The 21,968-nt window shown below is 45.6% G+C and carries 23 protein-coding genes and 1 riboswitch; of the genes, 11 read left to right on the top strand and 12 right to left on the bottom strand.

The window, feature by feature from the left end:
• Positions 1-25: 25 nt before the first annotated feature.
• Both MHB56_RS16480 and MHB56_RS16475 read right to left on the bottom strand, forming a co-directional pair.
• Positions 26-355, bottom strand: coding sequence for a carboxymuconolactone decarboxylase family protein (locus MHB56_RS16480; protein ID WP_341143763.1), 330 nt, complete (start codon positions 353-355; stop codon positions 26-28).
• A 1-nt stretch (position 356) separates the two neighbouring features.
• Positions 357-761, bottom strand: coding sequence for a tautomerase family protein (locus MHB56_RS16475; protein WP_076185657.1), 405 nt, complete (start codon positions 759-761; stop codon positions 357-359).
• Between the two features lie 110 nt (positions 762-871).
• Between MHB56_RS16475 and MHB56_RS16470 the strand changes: the two genes are divergently transcribed.
• Together MHB56_RS16470 and infC are read left to right on the top strand one after the other, a co-directional pair.
• Positions 872-1,777: a LysR family transcriptional regulator gene (locus MHB56_RS16470; protein ID WP_076185655.1), complete on the top strand. Its 906-nt coding sequence runs from the start codon at positions 872-874 to the stop codon at positions 1,775-1,777.
• A gap of 61 nt (positions 1,778-1,838) precedes the next feature.
• Complete coding sequence (infC, locus tag MHB56_RS16465; protein ID WP_076124627.1) at positions 1,839-2,357, top strand: translation initiation factor IF-3; 519 nt, start codon at positions 1,839-1,841, stop codon at positions 2,355-2,357.
• A gap of 521 nt (positions 2,358-2,878) precedes the next feature.
• Here infC and MHB56_RS16460 read toward each other — a convergent pair.
• The 9 genes from MHB56_RS16460 to MHB56_RS16420 form a co-directional block, all read right to left on the bottom strand.
• Positions 2,879-3,580, bottom strand: coding sequence for a histidine phosphatase family protein (locus tag MHB56_RS16460; RefSeq protein ID WP_076275989.1), 702 nt, complete (start codon positions 3,578-3,580; stop codon positions 2,879-2,881).
• 18 nt (positions 3,581-3,598) lie between these two features.
• Positions 3,599-4,201, bottom strand: a complete 603-nt coding sequence (locus MHB56_RS16455) for a response regulator transcription factor (protein WP_036682756.1) — start codon at positions 4,199-4,201, stop codon at positions 3,599-3,601.
• Positions 4,198-5,352 carry a sensor histidine kinase gene (locus MHB56_RS16450; protein WP_339189276.1) on the bottom strand — a complete coding sequence of 385 codons (1,155 nt, stop codon included), beginning with the start codon at positions 5,350-5,352 and terminating at the stop codon, positions 4,198-4,200. Before MHB56_RS16450 ends, MHB56_RS16455 begins: the two co-directional genes overlap by 4 nt.
• A gap of 4 nt (positions 5,353-5,356) precedes the next feature.
• A complete protein-coding gene (locus tag MHB56_RS16445) occupies positions 5,357-6,091 on the bottom strand; it encodes an ABC transporter permease (RefSeq protein WP_036682760.1) in 735 nt (244 codons plus the stop codon).
• A 2-nt stretch (positions 6,092-6,093) separates the two neighbouring features.
• On the bottom strand, positions 6,094-7,002 hold the full coding sequence (locus tag MHB56_RS16440) for an ABC transporter ATP-binding protein (protein WP_076124631.1): 909 nt from the start codon (positions 7,000-7,002) through the stop codon (positions 6,094-6,096).
• A 195-nt stretch (positions 7,003-7,197) separates the two neighbouring features.
• Positions 7,198-7,950, bottom strand: coding sequence for an oxygen-insensitive NADPH nitroreductase (gene nfsA / locus MHB56_RS16435; RefSeq protein WP_076185647.1), 753 nt, complete (start codon positions 7,948-7,950; stop codon positions 7,198-7,200).
• A 31-nt stretch (positions 7,951-7,981) separates the two neighbouring features.
• Entirely contained in the window at positions 7,982-10,444 is a 2,463-nt protein-coding gene (locus MHB56_RS16430) for a heavy metal translocating P-type ATPase (RefSeq protein WP_076124633.1), read from the bottom strand.
• A gap of 113 nt (positions 10,445-10,557) precedes the next feature.
• Positions 10,558-10,758 (bottom strand): copper ion binding protein, encoded by a 201-nt coding sequence (locus MHB56_RS16425; RefSeq protein WP_076124634.1) that lies wholly within the window; start codon positions 10,756-10,758, stop codon positions 10,558-10,560.
• 53 nt (positions 10,759-10,811) lie between these two features.
• Complete coding sequence (locus MHB56_RS16420) at positions 10,812-11,159, bottom strand: metal-sensitive transcriptional regulator (protein ID WP_076124636.1); 348 nt, start codon at positions 11,157-11,159, stop codon at positions 10,812-10,814.
• A gap of 290 nt (positions 11,160-11,449) precedes the next feature.
• Here MHB56_RS16420 and MHB56_RS16415 point away from each other — a divergent pair, with 290 nt between their 5' ends.
• The 8 genes from MHB56_RS16415 (at position 11,450) to MHB56_RS16380 (ending at position 18,223) form a co-directional block, all read left to right on the top strand.
• On the top strand, positions 11,450-12,970 hold the full coding sequence (locus MHB56_RS16415) for an MDR family MFS transporter (protein ID WP_036682771.1): 1,521 nt from the start codon (positions 11,450-11,452) through the stop codon (positions 12,968-12,970).
• Positions 12,971-12,975: 5 nt separating this feature from the next.
• A complete protein-coding gene (locus MHB56_RS16410; protein WP_341143762.1) occupies positions 12,976-13,542 on the top strand; it encodes a PadR family transcriptional regulator in 567 nt (188 codons plus the stop codon).
• Between the two features lie 90 nt (positions 13,543-13,632).
• On the top strand, positions 13,633-13,848 hold the full coding sequence (locus tag MHB56_RS16405; RefSeq protein ID WP_051491260.1) for a hypothetical protein: 216 nt from the start codon (positions 13,633-13,635) through the stop codon (positions 13,846-13,848).
• Between the two features lie 52 nt (positions 13,849-13,900).
• On the top strand, positions 13,901-14,878 hold the full coding sequence (locus MHB56_RS16400) for an aldo/keto reductase (protein ID WP_341143761.1): 978 nt from the start codon (positions 13,901-13,903) through the stop codon (positions 14,876-14,878).
• Positions 14,879-15,257: 379 nt separating this feature from the next.
• Positions 15,258-16,433 carry a hypothetical protein gene (locus MHB56_RS16395; RefSeq protein WP_341143760.1) on the top strand — a complete coding sequence of 392 codons (1,176 nt, stop codon included), beginning with the start codon at positions 15,258-15,260 and terminating at the stop codon, positions 16,431-16,433.
• A 1-nt stretch (position 16,434) separates the two neighbouring features.
• A complete protein-coding gene (sipW, locus tag MHB56_RS16390; RefSeq protein ID WP_341143759.1) occupies positions 16,435-17,025 on the top strand; it encodes a signal peptidase I SipW in 591 nt (196 codons plus the stop codon).
• Between the two features lie 90 nt (positions 17,026-17,115).
• Positions 17,116-17,724 (top strand): TasA family protein, encoded by a 609-nt coding sequence (locus MHB56_RS16385; RefSeq protein ID WP_036682781.1) that lies wholly within the window; start codon positions 17,116-17,118, stop codon positions 17,722-17,724.
• 169 nt (positions 17,725-17,893) lie between these two features.
• Positions 17,894-18,223: a helix-turn-helix domain-containing protein gene (locus MHB56_RS16380; protein WP_036682795.1), complete on the top strand. Its 330-nt coding sequence runs from the start codon at positions 17,894-17,896 to the stop codon at positions 18,221-18,223.
• 107 nt (positions 18,224-18,330) lie between these two features.
• Here MHB56_RS16380 and MHB56_RS16375 read toward each other — a convergent pair whose 3' ends face one another.
• On the bottom strand, positions 18,331-18,486 hold the full coding sequence (locus tag MHB56_RS16375; RefSeq protein WP_232061118.1) for an anti-repressor SinI family protein: 156 nt from the start codon (positions 18,484-18,486) through the stop codon (positions 18,331-18,333).
• A gap of 27 nt (positions 18,487-18,513) precedes the next feature.
• Positions 18,514-18,598, bottom strand: a riboswitch (cyclic di-GMP riboswitch).
• A 470-nt stretch (positions 18,599-19,068) separates the two neighbouring features.
• On the opposite strand from MHB56_RS16375, the gene MHB56_RS16370 reads away from it, so the two are divergent.
• A complete protein-coding gene (locus MHB56_RS16370) occupies positions 19,069-21,936 on the top strand; it encodes a 2-oxoglutarate dehydrogenase E1 component (protein ID WP_076185640.1) in 2,868 nt (955 codons plus the stop codon).
• Positions 21,937-21,968: the final 32 nt, after the last annotated feature.

The following is a 21,968-nucleotide window of genomic DNA, read 5'->3' as shown; positions in this document are numbered from 1 at the left end:
ACGGATGGGATTGAAAAGTCAGACATTATTTATTTTTTCCTATGACATCCTTTGCAACCTCTAGAGCTGAAGAGGCTCGCGGCCAACCTGCATAAAAAGAAAGGTGGGTGATGACCTCCACGATTTCTTCAAGTTGTAAGCCGTTCTCTAAAGCCAAGCGCAGATGATAGGGGAGTTGTTCCGTCATGCCCCCCATCACCAAGGCAGAAATCGTAATCATGCTACGATCCCGAAGTGATAATTGCTCACGTCTCCATAAGTCCCCAAATAACACATTTTCCGAGTAGTCGACGAATGCCGGAGCGAACTCCCCTAACGATTCCCGTACATTTGTGACGATTTTCTGATGCGCCATATTACACCTCCCTAACCGGAGGTTGTAGCATTTGAGCAACACCGTTACCAAACGACCAATCTTCGAATTCCGTATCGACGAGCACAATGAATATATCTTCTTTTCTGATGTTTAGCGTCATCGATAATTCCTCGGCTAGCCTCGCGTAAAAGCTTTTCTTCTGTTCCGTTGATCTTCCGGATTTTAGCGTAACTTGGATATATATCAGTCCGTCGCTTCGTTCAATATTTAAATAATCTTTACTATAAAAAAATTCCCCCGCTTTATGCGCATGAAAAACCTGAAACATATCATCCTCCGGTACATGAAAATGCTGAATTAACGCGCTCATAATCGCTCTGCATATTCCTTCTAGCTGATGAATGTCGTATTGTTGCTCCAGATAACTGACTCTAATAAATGGCATTTTAATTCACTCCTTCTTTGGAATTCTTTTATTGTACTCTCAGTATTTTTATTTATATAATTGAATAAGATAATAATCTTAATCAATTATACCGATAGAGGTGACAATCGATGGATCTAAAAGAACTGATGGCTTTTAAGACCATTCTTCAAGAAGGCACTTTCTCACGCGCTGCCGAGAAGTTGAATTATGCACAGTCTACTATTACCAACCAAATTCAACGACTTGAAAAAGAACTGGGCATACAACTCTTTCACAGAGGCTGGGAAGTAGAACTGACAAGTGCTGGGCAAGTTTTTGCAGGGGAAATCGATAACCTTATTCAACATTGGAACTATGTAACAGAACTCACCAAAGCTTTACAGCATGACGAAATTGGTACACTTCATATCGGAAGCATTGAATCCATGATGGAATCCGTCCTACCGAACGCCTTGCGAAAGTTTCAGGAGCAAAAAACAAAGATGGCATGTAACTTCATTCAGGGTAACACTGATTCCCTCTCACAACTTGTTCTACAAAGAGAACTGGATTTCGCCATCTGCGGTGAGCCGTCCGACCTGTCTTTCTTTTATTTCGAACCGCTTTATCACGAGAAAATCGCTTTTATAGTAGATGAAAATCATCCTTTAAACGGACGAGACGAGATTTCATTTCGAGAAATTCTTGAATATCCAATTATAGCTGGAGGACGCACTTGCTTATATTACCTTCGGTTAGCTAAGCAATTTTCGAGATTCGAATCAAAGCCCACTTTATCCACCATAAGCCAAATTTCTGCTATTCCTCATTTTGTAAGAAAGAACCCTGGGGTGGGGGTAGTGCTTGATTCGACAGCTTTAATGACAGATATCGTAAAAATAGATGTTGAACTAAGCGAGCCGTTCATTCAAGTGGGTATATTACAGCAGCGCAACCGAGAATATCTAGCAACATCATCTAAAAAACTAATCCTACAAATCATAAAAAAAGAAATTGAGAGGATTAGTAACGCTAATCCTACGCTCCACATTTGAACCTCAAGCTAGTTCCATATATGATAGCTTTATCATCGTTATCAGGGGAGGATTCATAGCAGTGGCAGTATTAATCAATGAACAAATCAGAGCATCCGAAGTAGTCCTTACAGGACTTAGGGGTGAAAAGCTGGGGATCGTCTCCCGGGAAGAGGCGCTGGCCATGGCCAGATCAGCGGGAGCTGATCTGGTATGCACCTCGCTAATGAGCAGCCCACCGCCCTGCAGCCTAACTGCAAAGGGCAAAGCAAAAGCGGCCGCGCAGAAAGAAGCAGCCTCAGCACGCAAGGCCAGTGGGGGCTCAGCTGCAAAGGGCGGCAGCAAGGAGAAGGTCAAAGAGCTCCGCTTCACTGCTCATATTGAAGAGCATGACTACGATACGAAGCTCCGTCAGGCCGAGAAGCATCTACGCTCCGGCAAGCCGGTGCAATTAGTTGTCAAAGCTTCCGGTGCGAAGGAAGCTGCTGCCTCCAAGGCCGTATTGGAACGACTAGTGACTGACTTGAAGGAAGTTGGAACGAAGGAAACTGGCATACAGACAGGTGGCAAAGGTTCACAGGTGAAATTAAATCCACGGTGAAGAGTGGAATTTCAGATAATTTAGGCTCAAAACCAAAATTAGTGGACCATTTCATGAAAAAGCTGCTGCTATCTGCAAATGTAGCTTTATTGCGAGCAGAATTCAGAATTGCGTTCGGACACCACAGCCCTTATTCGTAACTATTTCGCTGTTCTGGGATGCTAACGGACTTCAGAGACTTTATATCACTAAAATAGCACGATATTCCCTCCATTTATGGAAAATAAGATCTCTCGAGTCCGCAACTTCCTCCAAAAGGCTTAAAATGTACAAATAGCTGCATCTAAGTCCGTTAGCACAATAGCAAGTGGAAATCAGGAACTGGGCAAGGGGCATGATTCTTATATGCAAGCAAAAGCGCCTTCGGTGCCCCTAAAGGACGGTAAGCGTTTATGGGAGAAATAGAAGGATAATGTCTCGTGCCAAACTTATACTTTCTTGTATTATTAAAAAAGGCCATCCTCTGCGGGATGGCCTTTCACTTCATAGACAATGTTCTTGCTCGCTCTTAATCAGTCACCTTAAACATGATTACCCATTAATCCCCTTGGGCGATAGTTCATACCCCCAGCATAGAGGTGGGAGACATCTCCCAATCCAATACATCTGGGAACTGCATAGTGCTCGCTGCGCTCTTCAAACAAGATCGTCGTTACCGAGCTTGGAGCAAGCCAAAATACGGACCAAGCCAAGGCTAAAGGAATCTGCAATAAATGGGCTAGCCATGCAAGGCCAAAGCCACCGTGACACACAACTCCAATCTTCTTGGTAGAAGGCTCGAGGATACGATATAGGCCATCTTCTCTTTTATAGTGGTGGCTAAGCAAGAATTGATCTGAAGCCGCTTGTAGTTCGCTAAACCGCAATCTGTATTCCTCTTGTTTTAACCAATGATCTGTTTGATCAGACCATTCTCTTTTTCCACTCGATAGTTCACTAATATGTTCTCCCGGACTATCCCATATAGGCGCCATTTGTCCATCCAACATAATCCCTGTCCAATCCAATTCACAAGTCCAAGGTTCTGTCTGAATTACAAGTCCCGTCTCTTTGGCCACATAACTTGCTGTTGTCTGTGCTCTACCCAATGGTGAAGCATATAATTCATCCAGTCCGATAGATGCCATGCGTTTTCCCAATGCCGCTGCTTCCTGATGCCCGAATTCCGTTAGATCATCTATGGAATAGTCCGGATCACCATGACGAATCAGAAATATTTGCATAACAATGCCCTCCTCCCCTCAAATCCAGCCTTTTTCTTCCGCCAGCCGTACCGCCTCAATCCGGCTTTTCACTTCCAGCTTATTGAGTATTTCAGAGATGTAATTGCGGACAGTGCCATAAGACAGATGCAGCGAAAAGGCTATCTCGCTCGCGGTTTGCCCTTCTCCAGCCAGTTTTAAAATCTCGCGCTCCCGTGCTGTTAATGGATTCTCCTCCCGCAGACTGCCGAAGACTAACTCAGGAGATACCTCCCGATGTCCAGCCATGACACGACGAATAGATTCAGCTAGCTTATCTACAGGCTCGTCCTTCAACAAATACCCTTGAATACCAGCCTTTACTCCACGCTCAAAATACCCTGGACGGGCAAAGGTGGTCAAAATAATAATTCGGGTCGGACAACCCTTACTCCGCAATATTTCTGCAACCTCCAGCCCGCTCTTGAACGGCATTTCAATGTCCATGAGACAGACATCTGGCTGAAGCTTGTCGATTAAAGCTAACGCCTCCGCCCCATCACAAGCTTCTCCGACTACTTCGATATCGTCTTCAAGATCCAGCAAAGAAGCCATCGCTCCCCGAAGCAGACGTTGGTCCTCCGCTATAACAATGCTTATCATGCAGTCTCACCCCCTTGTGCATCTTTTACGATTAGCGGGATGGTAACGATCAGCGTAGCTCCCTGACCCTCAGCTGAGCTTAGCGACAGGGAGCCATCAATCAGGGATAGACGCTCTGCCATTCCCTTCATGCCATTTCCATCGCTAAGCCCACCATTCCCTCTCTCCCCATGCTGTAGACCAATGCCGTTATCCTTAACGGTAATTCGCACTTCTCCAGCCAGCTTTGCCACTCCTATGAAGCATTTGTCCGCTCTACTATGCTTTACGATATTAGTCACTGCTTCTTTGATACAGAGGCTAAGGATATTTTGCGTCAGGTCGGATACCCCCTCCAGAGAGATATCCCCTTCCACTTCTAAGGCGATCTCTGCCGTTCGCAGCATCTCTCCAGCTTCAGCCAGTTCCTCTGCTACTGAGATCGCTCGCATTTCCGACACTAGCTCACGCACTTGACGGAGCGCAGCCCGTGAAGTGCGCTGAATTTCTCGTGCTTCCTCTTGAGCTCGCTCCGTATTTTTCGTCACCAGCTTCTCTACGAGTTGGCTCTTTAACGTAATCAAGGACAAGGTATGGCCAAGGGTATCATGCAGGTCACGGGCGATTCGCATTCGTTCCTCACGCTTCACCAGCTCTTTAATCACCTCATTGGCTTGATCCAGCTCTTTCTCCAGCTTCTGATTCCGATTCATGGACCTCACTCCGAACGGACTAATCAACATAATAATAATAAACGGAGCTAAAAACATCACGCTTCCCCACTCCATCTCACGACCCACTAAGACCAGCACCGAAAGGATCATGATCACAAAAGAAGCAAATGCAATTTTGAACCCTTTATTCTCCGTATAATATGCGATAAAATTTGCGGTGAAAAAGCCCATGTACAGATTATAGGGGGTATAGAACACACTAAGCACCACGATGATCAACATTTGAATAATTAACCAAACATTAAACACTCCACCCCGCACCCAATACAGCTGGCGATAGCTGAGGGCAAATACCGCTATCATAATCCCGCCCAGAATGAGCTTCATTCCAGTCTCCCCGCGCAAATTCAGGATGGGCATAACCAGATAAACAGCCCATACAAAAGGGAAAAATCCCTGTTTTTGTGGAAATAACCGGAACTTCGCACGCTCAGCCATTCATTCACACCGCTTCCTGTTTTTTTCGAATATAGACCGATAGTAACATAAAAACTACCAAATATCCGAGTAAAATCAAGACATTACTCCACGTCGGAGCTGAGCCACGAACGATCTCCCATGCTCCATTCCCATAGTTATAGGAAGGCAACCAATGACCAATCCGCTGCATTAATCGTGGCAGAATCTCAATCGGCATCCACATGCCCCCTGCTACAGCAAGAGCCATATAAATCACGTTGCTGACTCCACTGGCTGTATCCACCCGTTTCATAGCACCTACAAGCGTACCAATCGCTAAAAATGGTAGAGAACCGATCAGGATCCACAGCCCGCTAAGCACCCATTGACCTGCGGATAAAGAGACGCCATTGATTAAATAGCCTGCGATAAAAATACAAATGACCGAAAACAGATGCATCATCGTCTGTCCGAACATTTTTCCGAAAAAATAGATCGATCCCGGCAGCGGTGTAATCCGAATAAAGGTGGTCCAGCCTTGTGTTCGTTCTTGCACCAACCGGATGCCAAGCGTCATAATGGCTGAGCCCATTACACTGAAGGTCGCCATAGACATTAAATAATGAGCACGCCACGTTAGGTCATCGCTACCTGTATTGACCACCCGGGTGAAGATGAAATAGAACATGATGGGCATGAGCAAAGACCAGAACACATAATAGGGATTACGGATGATCCGCAGCATTTCCGCTTTACACTGTACAGTAATTAGTCTCATGGTTAGACAGCCTCCTCTTGGTTCATGGTCAATTGTTCAAAAGCCTCATCCAAACGTCCCTGATCAATTCGAACATCTTTCACAGGAAGTCCAGCCACAAAAATCGCTTTAAGCGCCTCATCTGTATCCTCTGTGGTCACGTGAATGCGGCCATCTTTTTCATAACAATCCTCTATAGCAGCTAGGTCTAGCAGGTTTCTGCGCAATTGCGAGCGATCACCCACAGGCAGGAAGGACACGGAACGCTTCACAATCCGCGATTTAATCTCATCTGGACTTCCGTCCGCAACTAAGTGGCCTTTACTGAATAATAGAATACGATCCGCAATATCTTCTGCTTCCTGCAAATAATGGGTCGTGAACACAATCGTTTTTCCTTGCTCCGCAAGTCCACGAACCGTTTCCCAGAACCGCCGCCGGGAAGTAATATCAAGTCCGACTGTAGGTTCATCGAAAAAGATCAGCTCCGGATTACCCGCGAGGGCGAGCGCAAAGCCCAAACTACGCTTTTGACCGCCCGAGAGCTTCTCGGCGTATCTATTCAAATCGGCTGGCGCAAGTCCAGTAGCCTTAATTAGAAACTCCATATCCATAGGCTTTGGATAATAGCTGCGGATCAGATCAATGATCTCCCGCACCTTTAGCCGATCCATTACACTTACCTCCTGCAGCATCGCTCCAGTCTTTTCACGTACTGCTTTATCCTTCGGATGATGACCGAACAACTCCACTGTACCCTCGGTAGGCTCTATTAGCCCCAGCAGCATGCCTAATGCCGTTGTTTTACCCGCTCCGTTCGGTCCCAGAATAGCTGTAATCGAACCTTTAGCAATGTTAAAGCTGATATTATCTACGGCCTTTTTATCCTTATATATTTTGCTGACCCCGTGCATTTCTATAATATTATCCATAACGTAATCCCTCCGCTTCCGAATGCGTTTGATCTATTTCAATCATATGGAAAAAGAAGACATGACATTAGTATGGACTGTCATTTCTTTAAGATGACAACTGTCACCTTCCTGGCTTCGAATAAAAAAAAGAGGCTGCCCTATCAGTAGAATGAACTACTAATAAGGCAGCCTCTTTAGGTGAAGCAAGTTTAGTTACCTCCGAAGGAATCCTTTTTCCAGCAGAAACTCCTTCATATGCAGCCGTGCTGGCTGTGACAATCGCTCCGCCATAATGGCCGACCAAGGGGTGTCTTTGGCGCCGTGGGTCCGCTCACGCATATAGTCTGAGGAGACTTTATCGTAAGTTTTGACCTGCTCCACAGTGGTTTCCGCATTGTAGCGATTACGATGCAGAACAGCCTCTAGTGGAAGCCGCGGACGCAGGCCCGAAGCTCCGTCAGGATAACCTACACACATCCCAAATAGCGGATAGACCAATTCAGGCAGTCCCAGCAATTCCGATACCTCCGCGATCCGGTTACGGATTCCACCGATATATACAATTCCAAGTCCTAGTGACTCCGCAGCCACTGCAGCATTCTGTGCAGCAAGCGCAACATCAACGGTAGCAACAATCAGGTTCTCAGCAGAATCTTCATAAGAAGTCTCTCCCTGCAAATGAGGTTTCGTCACCTCGCGCAGCCGATACAGATCAGCGCACCAGACCAAAAACACTGGGCATTGTTCTATATAAGCCTGATTGCCCGCTAGTCCCGCAAGCTCCGTCTTTAGTGCCGGGTCAGTAACTGCAATAACACTATAAGCCTGAACATTGCTTGAGGTTGAAGCCATCTGAGCTGCTCCAATAATAGCGCTAAGCTGATCTTCACTTACTGGCTTATCCTGAAACTTGCGGACAGATGCATGTTTCATTAACAGAGAAATTGTATCGTTATTTACTTGCACTGTGGCCACTCCCTAAATAGTGATAGTGATATTACAGCTTTACCCGCTGTAGCCGAAGTGCATTCAAGACAACAGACACGGAGCTAAATGCCATCGCAGCTCCTGCCAGCCATGGGGCTAGAAACCCAAGTGCAGCAATCGGTATTCCTATTGTATTGTAAGCAAGCGCCCAGAACAAATTTTGTTTAATATTTCTCATCGTTTTGCGGCTCATCATGATCGCATCAGGAATACTCTTCAGATCCCCGCGCATCAGCGTAATATCAGCTGCTTCCATAGCTATATCCGTTCCTGTCCCAATCGCCATACCCGTATCGGCAGTAGCCAGTGCCGGAGCATCGTTGATCCCATCCCCAACCATGGCAACCTTAGTCCCATTCTGTTGGAGCTTGCGAACCTCTTCGGCTTTGCCCTCTGGCAGAACCTCTGCTAACACTTTTTCGATCCCTGCCTGCTTCGCAATAGCCTCAGCTGTAATTTTATTGTCACCAGTGATCATTACGACTTCAATACCCATATCATGGAGCGCGGCTACAGCCGCTTTTGAGGTCGGTTTAATCGTATCAGCAACGGCCACAATCCCAGCGATTTCACTCTCTACCGCTACTAGCATAGCTGTCTTTCCCGACTCCTCCAGCTTCTTCATAATTGGAGTCCATTCTGTGATATCAAGCTGATGATCTTCCATCATCCGCCGCGTGCCTACCATAACCTGCTGATCGGAGACAACGGCCATAATTCCACGTCCGGGCACATTATCAAACTGCTCAGCAGTAGGCAAAGCCAAACCTCTATCAGCAGCGCCAGCAACAATAGCTTCCGCAAGTGGATGCTCAGATAGCTTTTCAGCAGCTGCAGTTAAAGCTAACAATCGGTTTTCCGCGTTTTCTTTTCCATAAGCTGCAATTCCAGTAGTAGTCACAACATCGGTAAGCACGGGTTTACCATTCGTCACTGTACCTGTTTTATCTAGTACAACGGTCTGAATCCCTTGCGCTCCCTCTAAATGCTCCCCACCCTTGAAGAGAATTCCAAGCTCTGCTGCCCGGCCCGATCCTGCCATAATGGAGGTTGGCGTTGCCAGACCTAGCGCACATGGACAAGCGATTACGAGCACTGCAATGGCTTTTTCGAGGGCATCAGCGAACTGGCCAGGGGCTGCCCAGAAATACCAGATCAGAAAAGTTATTACGGCAATACCCACAACAATCGGCACAAAAATCCCTGAGATTACATCGGCAATCCGCTGAATCGGAGCTTTGGAGCCTTGAGCTTCCTCCACTACTCGGATAATTTGAGCCAGCGCAGTGTCGCGACCCACTTTATTGGCTTTGATTCTCAAGATACCATTCTTATTCATAGTGGCACCGATCACGGTATCCCCTGCTTTTTTCTCCACAGGAATACTCTCTCCGGTCAACATAGACTCATCCACAGAAGAAGATCCCTCGACTACCTCACCATCCACAGGTACCTTTGTTCCGGGTTTCACCAGTACAATATCGCCAGGAATGACTTCATCTGTCGGGATATTCATTTCTTGCCCATCCCGAATTACGAGGGCGGTTTTTGCCTGAAGCCCCATTAAGCTTTTGATTGCGTCAGAGGAACGGCCTTTCGCCAGCGCCTCAAACCATTTACCGACAAGGATAAGTGTAATGAGTACAGCACTCGTCTCATAATACATTTCTACAGTATGATTCATTCCCTTCATGCTTAAGGAATCAATAGTCAGATAAAGACTGTAGAAATAAGCTGCCGACGTCCCTAATACGACTAACACATCCATATTGGCACTCCGGTTACGAAGGGCTTTATAAGCACCGACGTAGAACTGCCAACCGATGATAAATTGCACAGGGGTAGCCAGCACAAGCTGGAACCAAGGATTCATAAATATATCCGGTGTTGGAATCCAGCCGGTGAAGGAGAAATGACCCGCCATCGCCCATAACAATGGGAACGAAAGAATTGCAGAAATGATCCATTTCCACTTTTTATGCTGAATTTCTTTTCCACGACGATCCACATGATCCTTGCGGTCTTCTTTAAGAGAAGCTTTATAGCCGATACTGCTTACCTTCTCCATGATCTCCCTTGGACTGATATTACCGGGTGTATATTCTACATGTGCTGTTTCCAGCGCCAAATTCACATTAACTGCTGCTATGCCCGGTGTACGGCTCAACACTTTTTCAATCCGTGAGGAACAAGCAGCACAGGTCATCCCCGATATATCAAAATCCGCAGATTCTTTAATAGTGTCATAACCAAGAGAACGGATTTTATCTTCAATTTGTGGCAACCCTGATACTGTCGGATCAAATCCAACAGTAGCCTGTTCCAAGGCTAGATTCACATTCGCACGAGATACGCCGTCCATCCGGGACAAACCCTTCTCAATTCGGGTTGCACAAGCGGAACAGGTCATACCTGTAATCTGTACAGTTGCCTGCTGTTCGTTTGGTGAAGCTGTTGTTTTGGTTTTATCCATGATTTCCACGCCTCCACATACCCCTATAGGGTATGATAATTTCTAAAAGAAAAGGCATTGGAGCTTTGGGCAGCTTCCCCATATCACTCCAAGCCTTATTACTGTGCTTCAAATTAAACTACGTCATACCCTTGATCTACAATTGCTTCTTTAATCGCACCAAGGCTTACTTTGTTCTCATCATACTCGACGGAAACTTTCTTAGCAGCAAGATCAACTTTAGCTGTGGCTCCAAGATTGCCTACGGCTTTCTCTACAGAGTTAACACAGTGACCACAAGACATTCCTTCAACGTTTAATGTAGCGTTTGACATTAATATAACCTCCAATAAATGTTGTGAAGCTATGCTCTAGAAGCATTAGCTTATTATTTCATTAATTTGTTAACCGTAATTAGGAGCTCGTCGATAACCTCATGTTCGCCAGCTTCGATTCGCTCAACAATGCAACTTTTCATATGTCCTTCTAACAGCATCTTACCGACACCATTTAACGCCGCCTGTACCGCCGCGAGCTGGTTGAGTACATCATCACAATAGGTATCCCGCTCAATCATACCCTTTACCCCGCGGATCTGGCCTTCAATCCGGTTGAGGCGCGTATTCAAGTTATTCTTGAATTCTGCCGAATGATGACTTTTTCGTTCTCCTGATGATGAAGAATGACAATTTATGTCGCAGGATTCTGCAGCTTGCTCTTTCTTGGCAGTAGACATAAGAATCAGCCTCCTTGGTTATAATATAATATACCCCCGTAGGGTATGTCAAGAGGCATTCCTAATTCATCCACAGATGATCTCCACGGGTAGTTTGTCCCTATATTACCGCCGTATTCTTCTACGGTTGGCTATACATCTCTATTTTTTCAAAAAAACTATTGCCTCCCTATTCAAATTTGAATATAATAAATTTTGCTTCTAATTATGAACATTTTTCGAACAGAACTATCACTATCACTATCACTATCACTATCACTATCACTATTAAGAAAAAGGAGCTGCGAAGCATGCATACTAAAGAAAGTAATCTTAAACTCGTAGTGGTTGGCCTGCTGCTTGGGATTCTTATGTCCGCAATGGACAATACCATTGTAGCTTCAGCTATGGGAACGATAGTCTCAGATCTTGGCGGTCTGGATAAAATCGTATGGGTCACCTCCGCTTACATGGTAATGGTAATGGCCGGAACCCCTATCTTCGGCAAGCTCTCTGATATGTATGGACGTAAACGTTTTTTCATTTTCGGATTGATTGTATTCCTGATTGGCTCGGCTCTGTGCGGTACTGCCACCAGTATCACACAGCTCAGTATTTACCGTGCCATTCAAGGGATCGGCGGCGGTGCACTAATGCCAATCGCCTTCACCATCGTTTTCGACATTTACCCGCCTGAAAAAAGAGGGAAATTGACCGGTCTCTTTGGAGCCGTCTTCGGAATCTCCAGTGTACTTGGACCTTTACTCGGTGCCTATATTACCGACTATGTTGGTTGGCAGTGGGTATTCTACATTAACCTGCCGCTAGGAATTATTGCACTGTTCCTGATTGCAACTTCTTATAAGGAGTCGATCTCCCACGCTAAACAGCGCATTGACTGGGGCGGAGCCTTCACTCTAGTTGGCGCGATTATCTGCCTAATGTTCGCTCTGGAACTTGGTGGTAATCAATATGCTTGGGATTCCAGTGCCATCCTTGGCTTATTCGTAGGTTTTGCTGTTCTCTTGCTGGCGTTTATCCTTATTGAGAGAGTAGCTGCTGAACCTGTGATCTCGTTCGCTATGTTCCGCAAACGGTTGTTTGCAACAAGCAGCGTGACCAGCCTATTTTATGGCTCTGCTTTTATCGTAGCTACTATTTACATTCCTATCTTTGTGCAGGGTGTATTTGGCGGCTCAGCTACGAACTCAGGGCTGATCCTTATGCCGATGATGATCGGTACGGTCGTTGGCAGTCAGACCGGGGGGCTGCTTACCACAAAAACCAGCTTCCGCAACATTATGATCCTATCCGCAGTCTGCTTTGTCGCAGGGGTCTACAGCCTAAGCACTTTATCACCAGATACCTCCCGTCTCATGCTTAATGTATTTATGGCTCTGACTGGGTTCGGCGTAGGCTTTTCCTTCTCCGTGCTGAGTATGGCAGCTATCCATAATTTCGATATGCGCCAACGGGGATCGGCAACATCGACCAGTACCTTCATGCGCTCCCTTGGAATGACGCTGGGAATTACGATCTTTGGGATTATTCAGCGGAATAGCTTTACTAACAGTCTAAGCGATGCTTTTGGCGGTAGTGAACAGTCAGCAGCTTTCGGAGATCCACGCGCTGCGTTAACACCTGAAGCAAGAGCGAAGATCCCTGCTGAAATATTAGAGAAAATATCAAGTGCGTTATCCACCTCTATTGCACAAACCTTTATGTGGGCCTTGATTCCTGCAGTGCTCGGTCTAGTCTTTGTACTGCTCATGCCAAAAGACCGTCTTACCATTCCTGCTAAAGCTGTTCAGGCGTCCGAGGGCAAAAGGTAACCATTATGTCCATGAAATTAGCCATTCTAGGTTTACTGCTGGAGCGGAACATGCATCCCTATGAAATCACATTAGTGATGAAGGAACGTTCCATGGACCGGATCACGAAGCTGCAGATGGGATCACTCTATTATGCTGTGGATAAGCTTGCACAAGATGGTTATATAGAAGCTTTAGAGGTCATCCGCAGCAGTGATCGGCCGGACAAAACAATCTATGCCATAACGGAGCAAGGTAAAGCTTTATTCGAACAGCTTATCCTGCAACAAATTAAGAAAAACGAACCCTTCTATCATCCGATGTATATGGCCCTGGCAATGTCCCGTCATATCGATCAGAACAAGGTCGAGAAGCTGCTCGAGGAACGCCTCCGGGAAACAGAACATCAGGTTAATCTGGCTTATCAGGTATACGAGGAGCATATCTCCATCGTGCCTCGTTCTGCCCTGCATCTAATGTACGGTACATATGAGCACACCCTGACTGAGCTGAAATGGCTGCAGCGCCTATACGATGATGTTGTAGCGCGCAAGCTAAAAGACATAGGGACACCGTTGAATTTAGAGGCCTAATGGCCTCTTTTTTCTGTTTAAGGGAGTCAAAATACGTTTATTAACGAGCACAATAGCCATTAAATCTCAAAGAAAGGCGAGGCGGTAAAAATGACTCAAGAAAAACATCAGCTGAATAGTGACAAACGGGATCACCCGGAACAATATCCAACAGAAAAAGAAAGTCTATTCGATCTTCATGAAAGTGAGCAGAATGTAGACCCGATTCCGATGGAAGATTTGACGCTGGAAAAGCAAGAAGAAAAGAATAAAGAAGAGACCAAACACCGCTCTTCCAGCGACAAAAAATACCATACGGGCTTCTGAGAGTGTACAATATCTACAAGTACGCAATCATAATTTCCAAGGAGGAATCACATTGTTGAAAGCGTTACCTTTAAACAAGCGCGGGATTCCCGCAAGCCGCATTGCTTTAGGCTGCATGGGGCTAGGCGGTGACTGGGACCATGAGCCGATTACTGCGGAGAATGTTAAACAGGGACATGAAGCGGTTGATGCCGCCCTTTCCATCGGCATCAACATGTTTGATCATGCAGATATCTATACTCGTGGGAAGGCGGAGAAGGTATTCGGTCAGATTTTTAAGGATCGTCCAAGACTACGTGAAGAAATCATAATTCAATCTAAATGTGGAATTAAGCTAATGGAACCTGGAGACAGTACTAATACGTTTGATTTCTCTGGCCAACATATTCTGAACGGTGTAGATGGAATATTGTCACGACTTGGGACCGAATACATTGATATTCTTCTACTGCATAGACCTGATCCCTTAATGGATCCCGAGGAAGTAGCCTCCGCATTACATCAACTGAAGGCCGCTGGTAAGGTTCGTCATTTCGGGGTTTCCAATATGAGCGCCGCTCAGATCAAGCTGCTGCAGACTTATTGCGATGAACCTTTTATCGTAAACCAGCTGCATATGAGCTTGGCTAAGATCAGCTGGGTGGATGCTGGAATCAGTGTAAATCGTGAACCATGGAAGGATATTATCTTCCCTGAGGGAACCCTTGAACATTGTCGAATGGAGAACATTCAGCTTCAAGCTTGGGGGCCACTCGCCCAAGGTCTATTTAGCGGGCGTTCATTAGAGGATCAACCGGAGAATATCGTCCAAACAGCAGCTATGGTCCAACAGCTCGCAGATGAAAAAGGAACAACACCCGAAGCCATTGTACTGGCTTGGCTAATGACACATCCAGCTGCCATTCAGCCTGTTATTGGAACTGTGAATCCGAAGCGTATTACTGCCTGTGCCGATGCGGACAAGCTGGAGCTTAGCCGTAAAGAATGGTATGACCTGTATGTTAGTTCACGCGGTTCAAAACTTCCGTAACATATACATTTATATTCTCAACTTCATTACTCCGCTTATGCCCGGCTCGCGTTACTACTGCGAGCCGGGTATTTTTTTGCGAATCACCCTAACGGATCGTTCTTTATTGCGAATATATTTAGTAAACGAGCGATAAATGGAGTTATTCAGAGATAAATTATCATTTTTGTTCTTTATAGAGCACAAATGCGCGTTATTGGCAGTTTTCTTTTTGATTTATTCCATGTATGATTCATTACAGAAGTTGTTCTTAATAAAGAACGATAATAACGAACCAAAGAAACAGACATTGAGGGGAGGTATTCCTCTGAGACCCAGATCAGCAAGGAGAAGACCTAGAAGAAACAGGAAAATCGGATTACGTATACTGCAATCAGGAATGGCTGTCTCCGTCTTATTTCTATATACCTCGCAGCAAGTTGGTGGTACCTATGGAGGCTTTGGAGCCGCTACGCAAACCACTAGCACGATTAGCTTTTGCGAAGTATTTCCGAATTCGATCAAGGCACTGCTTACAGAGTTCAAAGAGCATGTTAATCGAGCGCTCACTTTAAAAGAATCACTACAGCCCTTTTCCTCATCAGCTAACTACTCGGACGTTTCGGGAATAGAAGGGATGTCGCTGGAAGAGCTTGATGTCGCTGCAGAAGAGATTTCTTCGCAAATAGCGGCGCTTCAATCCCAAATAGATAGCGTTAACGAGCAACTGGCGGCTAACAGCCAAATTTGGAATCAAATCCACAATGAGCTAAGTGCAGCAGCAGCCTTACTCTTCCAGATAGGAGGATATATGACATCTCTAGATTCCAACTGTCTAGAAATCAAGGACGAGCAATTTTTCAGAGATTTACAAAGCAGCCTGAATCAAAGCGGTGTGATCTCGGAATCCTTGAATGCTTCCTTAAATGGAGTTATTAGTTACCTAACCTCCATACACGATGTCGGTCTTCCATTCGCTTCGGTAGTTACCAGTGATGTATATGGACAACTTGAATTACGCGAAGGAGAGTTCCCACAGCCACTGCCATTCCTGATTACCTTCACTCAACCAGACGGCGTGATCTCTAGCGACCTCACCTCATCTTATGAAGCTCTAAATACCGAATTGACTAACCATAAAGAATCGGCAACCTCAAGTATCACTACCCTTCAAGATAAACTCCAATTGATCAGTCAGACTCGCGAGCAAAAACTAGAAGAGCTTGAAAAAGCTCGGCTAGAAGAAGAGCAAGCAAAGAAAGAAGAAGAAGCGAAAAAAGAAGAAGAACGTTTGGCTGAGGAGAAAAAGCAACAAGAAGCCGAGGATAAAGCGAAAGCTGAGGCAACCCCTCCAACATCAGGTGAAGCTGCTCCGGAAGCCCCAAATAAAGAACAACCTGAAGCCCCAGCCACTGACCCGGTTAAGCCGGAAATTGACGAAGAGCTCACAATTCCAAAAGATGTCCCTCAGCAAGAGGCTCCACAAGAGACGCCAAAGGCGGAAGACAATACGACTACCCCGCCGGTAGCAACCCAAGCTCCTTCGGACCCTCAACCTGAGAAAGGTGGAGAATAAGATGCGAATTAAAAAAATTATCAATAATACCCTATCGAGCTTAATGCTTGTGATCTTTATTCTGCTGGTGGCAGCCGTAGTGTTATCCAAGGCCTCCGGCGGTGAACCTGCTTTCTTCGGATATGAGATCAAAACCGTACTCTCAGGATCGATGGAACCAGGAATTCAGACAGGCTCAATTGTCGCATTAAAACCCGGAGGGGATATGAATCGTTTCAAACCAGGCGATGTCATCACCTTTAGGAATGAAGATAATCTGCTCATTACTCACCGGATTGTAGAAGCGACCGTCAATAACGCTACTGGTGAAGCTGTTTATCGCACTAAAGGCGATAACAACGACGCGCCCGACATGAACCCTACCAGTTCTGTGAATGTTGTAGCTCAGTATACCGGGGTCACTGTACCCTATGTCGGTTACGCTATGAATTTCGCGGTTTCCAAAGCTGGAAGTGTAGTCCTCATGATCGTGCCTGGCTTGATGCTTCTGCTCTATGCTCTGTATACCTCTTGGAAGGCTGTAGCTGTATTAGAAAAGAAAAATGCTGCCCTACTGCCAGCCTCACCGCCCCCAACAGAAACACAGCCCTAAGTTGATTGTCCACTTCCGCTTACGAACCGGAAGATACAATATATAAATTTTATAAAAAATTCAAACACAAATTTGAGGAGGAATTTTATTATGGGTATCAAGAAAACATTGGGTCTTGGCGTAGCATCTGCAGCACTGGGTTTATCATTAATCGGCGGAGGAACCTTCGCATACTTTAGCGACACTGCGCAAAGCACAGCTACATTCGCAGCGGGCACGCTCGATCTGAACTCCGACCCTTCTGTCATCGTTAATATTCCTAACCTGAAACCAGGTGATACGGTAACTAAATCCTTCAAATTGAAAAACGATGGTTCGCTCGATATCGGATCTATTATTCTGAATACATCGACTCAAATCACGGATGCTAAAGGAGATAACTACCTGGATTTAGCCGAGTTCATTAAAGTTAAATTCCTTAGAAATAATGATAAAGGAGTACCTATCGTCTCTCCTGAAAATGTAGTTTATGAGACTACACTTGCTGCTTTAAAAAGTCAGCATCCGGATCTCGTAAAAAATACAGGTTGGGATCAACTCTTTACCGAAGCATCCGGTATTAAAGCCGGTACCAACGACAGCTTCTCCGTCCAATTCGAATTTGTGGAAAATAACCAAGATCAAAATATTTTCCAAGGCGATAGCTTAACACTGACTTGGGATTTCGTAGCTAAACAAGGTGCGAAAAAAGACTACTAAGATCAATAAAGTAATTTAATAAAATACTCGAAGAGCAGCAGATCCTGAATCCGGCCACGGATAAGCAGATTGCTGCTCTTCTCTTTACAATAAACTTTGTCCGATTTATTGATATTTGCTATACTAATAACAAAAATTACGGAGGGGCGTCAGCATAGTGCCACAGAATATGGGCCAACGTATCCAGCAGCTCCGCCTAGACAAGGGTTTCTCCCTATCTGAGCTTGCGGACAGAGCAGATGTGGCTAAGTCGTATCTTAGCAACGTGGAGAGAAACATCCAATCCAATCCATCCATCCAGTTTATCGAAAAAATCGCTGACGCGCTTCAGGTATCCATTCATGCCCTACTCTATGGAGAACCCAATGATGCAGAGGAATCACATTTAGATTCGGAATGGTTCCGATTGGTGCAGGAAGCTATGGACTCAGGCATTAGCAAACGCGAATTCAAAGAATTTCTGGACTATCAGAAATGGAAGCTCGATCAAAAGGATTAATACTTCCTACTAATCTGGTACGATCCTCTCTTCTACTAAATCATATCGAAAAAGGACACAGCGAAGAACCGCTGTGCCCTTTTTCGATATGTAACCCCTCTAATGTATTACTGCACGATCTGCACAGTTTTCTCATGAAAGAACTGGCGGATTTCATCTGCCTTAATGCCAGCCTTCTTAGCTGCTAATAATAAATGTACCCACTCTTGATCCAGATCAATAAACTGCTGTTCTCTGTTGCTACCCTGGTTGGACTTTTCCAAAAAATCTCCCCCTAAGATTTTACGTCCCCAGGCAATCCGGCTGTCATAGTATCTCTACCTTAGACCCGCGACTTTGTGCCCCTGCCTTTCGGCAAGTTTACCTTTTACTGGACCCTTTTCACGAAAGGATCTGCTTAAAAAACTATAAAATTACTATCTGCAATAACATTATACAAAAAGAAAGCGGAAAAGTGTGTCGATTCCTGGTTACTTTCTATTTTAAAAACGAAAAATAAAAGATTTTTTTTCAAAGATCTTGTCCGATTATCACGATACTCGTCCGTTACATAAAATAAATTGTACTAGCAAAATAAATATTTACTGACCTAATAGTTAAAAATAAGGATAATAGAATCATTTTAATAGGCCTTTAGAATGGGTAATGAGAAGAAACACCCTTCTTTTCATTAGAACAAGCTAACCCATACCATTTTGCGAACGTATTGGACGAAAGAATGAATTGATTACAGTGGCCGAAAGTAGCACAATAAGATGAGAAATGAAACCGCAATCATCACAGCTCCAGTAAGCGTTGACACAAAATGTCACGTATGGAGTTCATCCGTTAAGGAGGATGTATTCATGGCAGCCAAAGAGCCCTATAACGAATCCATTTGGAGTAAGTATTACGGACCCAATTTAGGCTACATTCAAGAAAGATATGAACAGTTTGTGAAAGATCCCTCCACCGTAGAAAATAATTATCGCGAGCTTTTTACAAATTCGGGACCTCCTCCCCTAACTCCGGATAGCGAACCGGCTCCTCAGCCGCGCATCTCGGGAGACACCGAATGGCTTAGAAAAGCAGTAAGAGCTTCCAAGCTAATCGCCAATATTCGTATATATGGCCATATGGCCGCTGAAATTGATCCGCTGGTACGCGATCAGAATCCCATGGCAAAATATCTTGAGCTTGAAACCTATGGGCTGACCCGCGAAGACCTGATCGCACTGCCTGCCACGCTTATATGGGAAAATGCGCCGAATGATGTGCATACCGGATGGGATGCCGTGCAACGTATGCGTCAGGCATACACCAAGACCATCGCCTATGAATTCGGGCATGTGCATGAAGAAAAAGAACTGCAATGGCTAAATAGACAGGCAGAATCCACCAGCTCACCAGCACCCCTAAATAATACAGAACGCAAAGAGCTCCTGAACCGCCTGATTCAGGTAGAGCAATTTGAAACCTTCCTCCACAAGACTTTTGTAGGTCAGAAGCGTTTCAGTCTTGAAGGCAATGATGCTCTTGTGCCGATGTTAGATGAAATCGTACGTGCTGCTGCACATGACGGTGCGGAGCATATTTTGATGGGCATGGCGCATCGCGGCCGCCTCAACGTTCTTGCACATATTTTGGGCAAACCTTATGATATCATATTTTCAGAGTTTCATCATTCTCCGAACAAGGAGCTTTTCCCTTCCGAAGGCTCCACAGGCATTAACTATGGTTGGACAGGTGATGTGAAATACCATCTCGGTGCAGACCGTGCTGTCCGTGAAGGAGAAACCGTACGCACAAGAATAACACTAGCGAATAACCCAAGTCACTTGGAATTCGTCAATCCTGTCGTGGAAGGTTTCACTCGTGCCGCACAAGAAGATCGGAGCACTGCAGGACTGCCGAAGATTGATACCAGTAAAGCTATGGCGGTGCTGATGCATGGCGATGCTGCTTTTCCAGGTGAAGGAATTGTTGCAGAAACGCTTAATATCGGCAAACTTCAAGGTTATCAAAATGGTGGGACGATCCATATCATTGTTAATAACCGAATTGGTTTTACGACTGAAAGTGAAGATTCCCGTTCTACGCATTATGCGAGTGACATCGCCAAAGGGTATGAAATCCCAATAGTCCATGTCAACGCTGATGACCCAGAGGCCTGCGTAGCAGCTGTACGTTTAGCTAGCGCATACCGCCATCAATTCAAAAAAGATTTCGTAATTGATCTCATCGGCTACCGCCGTCATGGTCACAACGAAATGGATGATCCTGAAACCACACAACCTATTGTCTACGGCAAGGTTCGCAATCATCCAACCGTCTACAAGGTTTATGCAGAGAGACTGAAAAACGAAAAGGTTCTTACCGCCGAAGACGTACAAAAGATGAATGCTGAAGCAGAAAGCGTATTGCAGCGTGCGTACGATACTATGAAGGAAGGCAATCATAAGAAAAAAGAACCCAAAGCCTTCATTCCTCTACAAACGGACCGCGCAGCGGCAAACACTACAGCGGTATCCATCTCCAGCCTGCAGGAGATCAATCGTGAACTGTTGACGGTTCCTGCTGGATTCCAGGTTTATCCGAAGCTGGAGCGCATTTTACAACGTCGTAAAGATGCACTGAATGAGGGTGAAAAGGTCGACTGGGCACTAGCTGAAACATTAGCCTTCGCTACCATTCTGAAAAATGGAACGCCCATCCGACTGAGCGGTCAAGATGCCCAGCGCGGAACCTTCGCACATCGCCATCTGGTGCTGCACGACAGTAAAACAGGAGATTTATTCTCTCCGCTGCATCAGCTAAGCGATTCCCGTGCCTCCTTTGGCGTATACAACAGTCCATTGTCAGAGGCATCAGTATTAGGCTTTGAATATGGTTATAATGTGTTTGCACCGGAAACCTTCGTAATCTGGGAAGCACAGTATGGTGATTTCGCCAATGCGGGTCAGGTTATTTTTGACCAGTTCATTGCCGCTGGACGCGCCAAATGGACACAGCGCAGCAATCTCGTCATCATGCTGCCGCATGGCTACGAAGGACAGGGACCTGAGCACTCCAGCGGTAGGCTGGAACGGTTCTTGCAGCTATCCGCTGAGGAGAACTGGACGGTCGCTAACCTGACTACCGCTTCGCAATATTTCCATCTGCTGCGGCGCCAAGCAGCGTTATGCGGGCAGGAAGATGCTAGACCGCTAGTCATTATGACGCCGAAAAGTCTCATTCGGAATACGCGCAGCACTTCTGCCGGAACCGAGCTGGCTTCAGGACAATTCAAGCCTGTATTAGCTGAATCTTTGCTTGGCCAGAAACCAAGTGAAGTTAAACGGCTCGTAGTCTGCAGCGGTAAAGTCGCTATCGACATCCAAACAGAACTGGAAGCAGCACCGGATAAGGATTGGTCATGGCTGCATGTTCTTCGCCTAGAGCAGCTTTATCCGTTCCCGGAACAGGAGCTAAGCGAACATTTAAACTCCTTCAGCTCCCTTCAGGAAATTGTCTGGGTGCAAGAAGAGCCGAAAAATATGGGCGGCTGGAGCTATAGTGAGCCTCGGTTACGCGCCATCGCACCGAAAAATGCCGGCGTAAGATATATCGGCCGTCCGGAACGTTCCAGCCCGGCCAGTGGTTATGCAGATGTGCATAGCTTCGAACAACGTAGAATTGTAACAGAAGCCCTAAAATCAAATTCGAACGTACAAGCGGCTGTACCGTCCTCTTAAGAGGACGGTATCACAATAGCGTAAACCATTAT

The organism is Paenibacillus sp. FSL H8-0315 (assembly GCF_038005365.1).
Lineage (GTDB): Bacteria > Bacillota > Bacilli > Paenibacillales > Paenibacillaceae > Paenibacillus_AQ > Paenibacillus_AQ odorifer.
The sequence above is the reverse complement of the archived record's forward strand: the minus strand, read 5'-3'. Positions and strand labels throughout refer to the sequence as shown.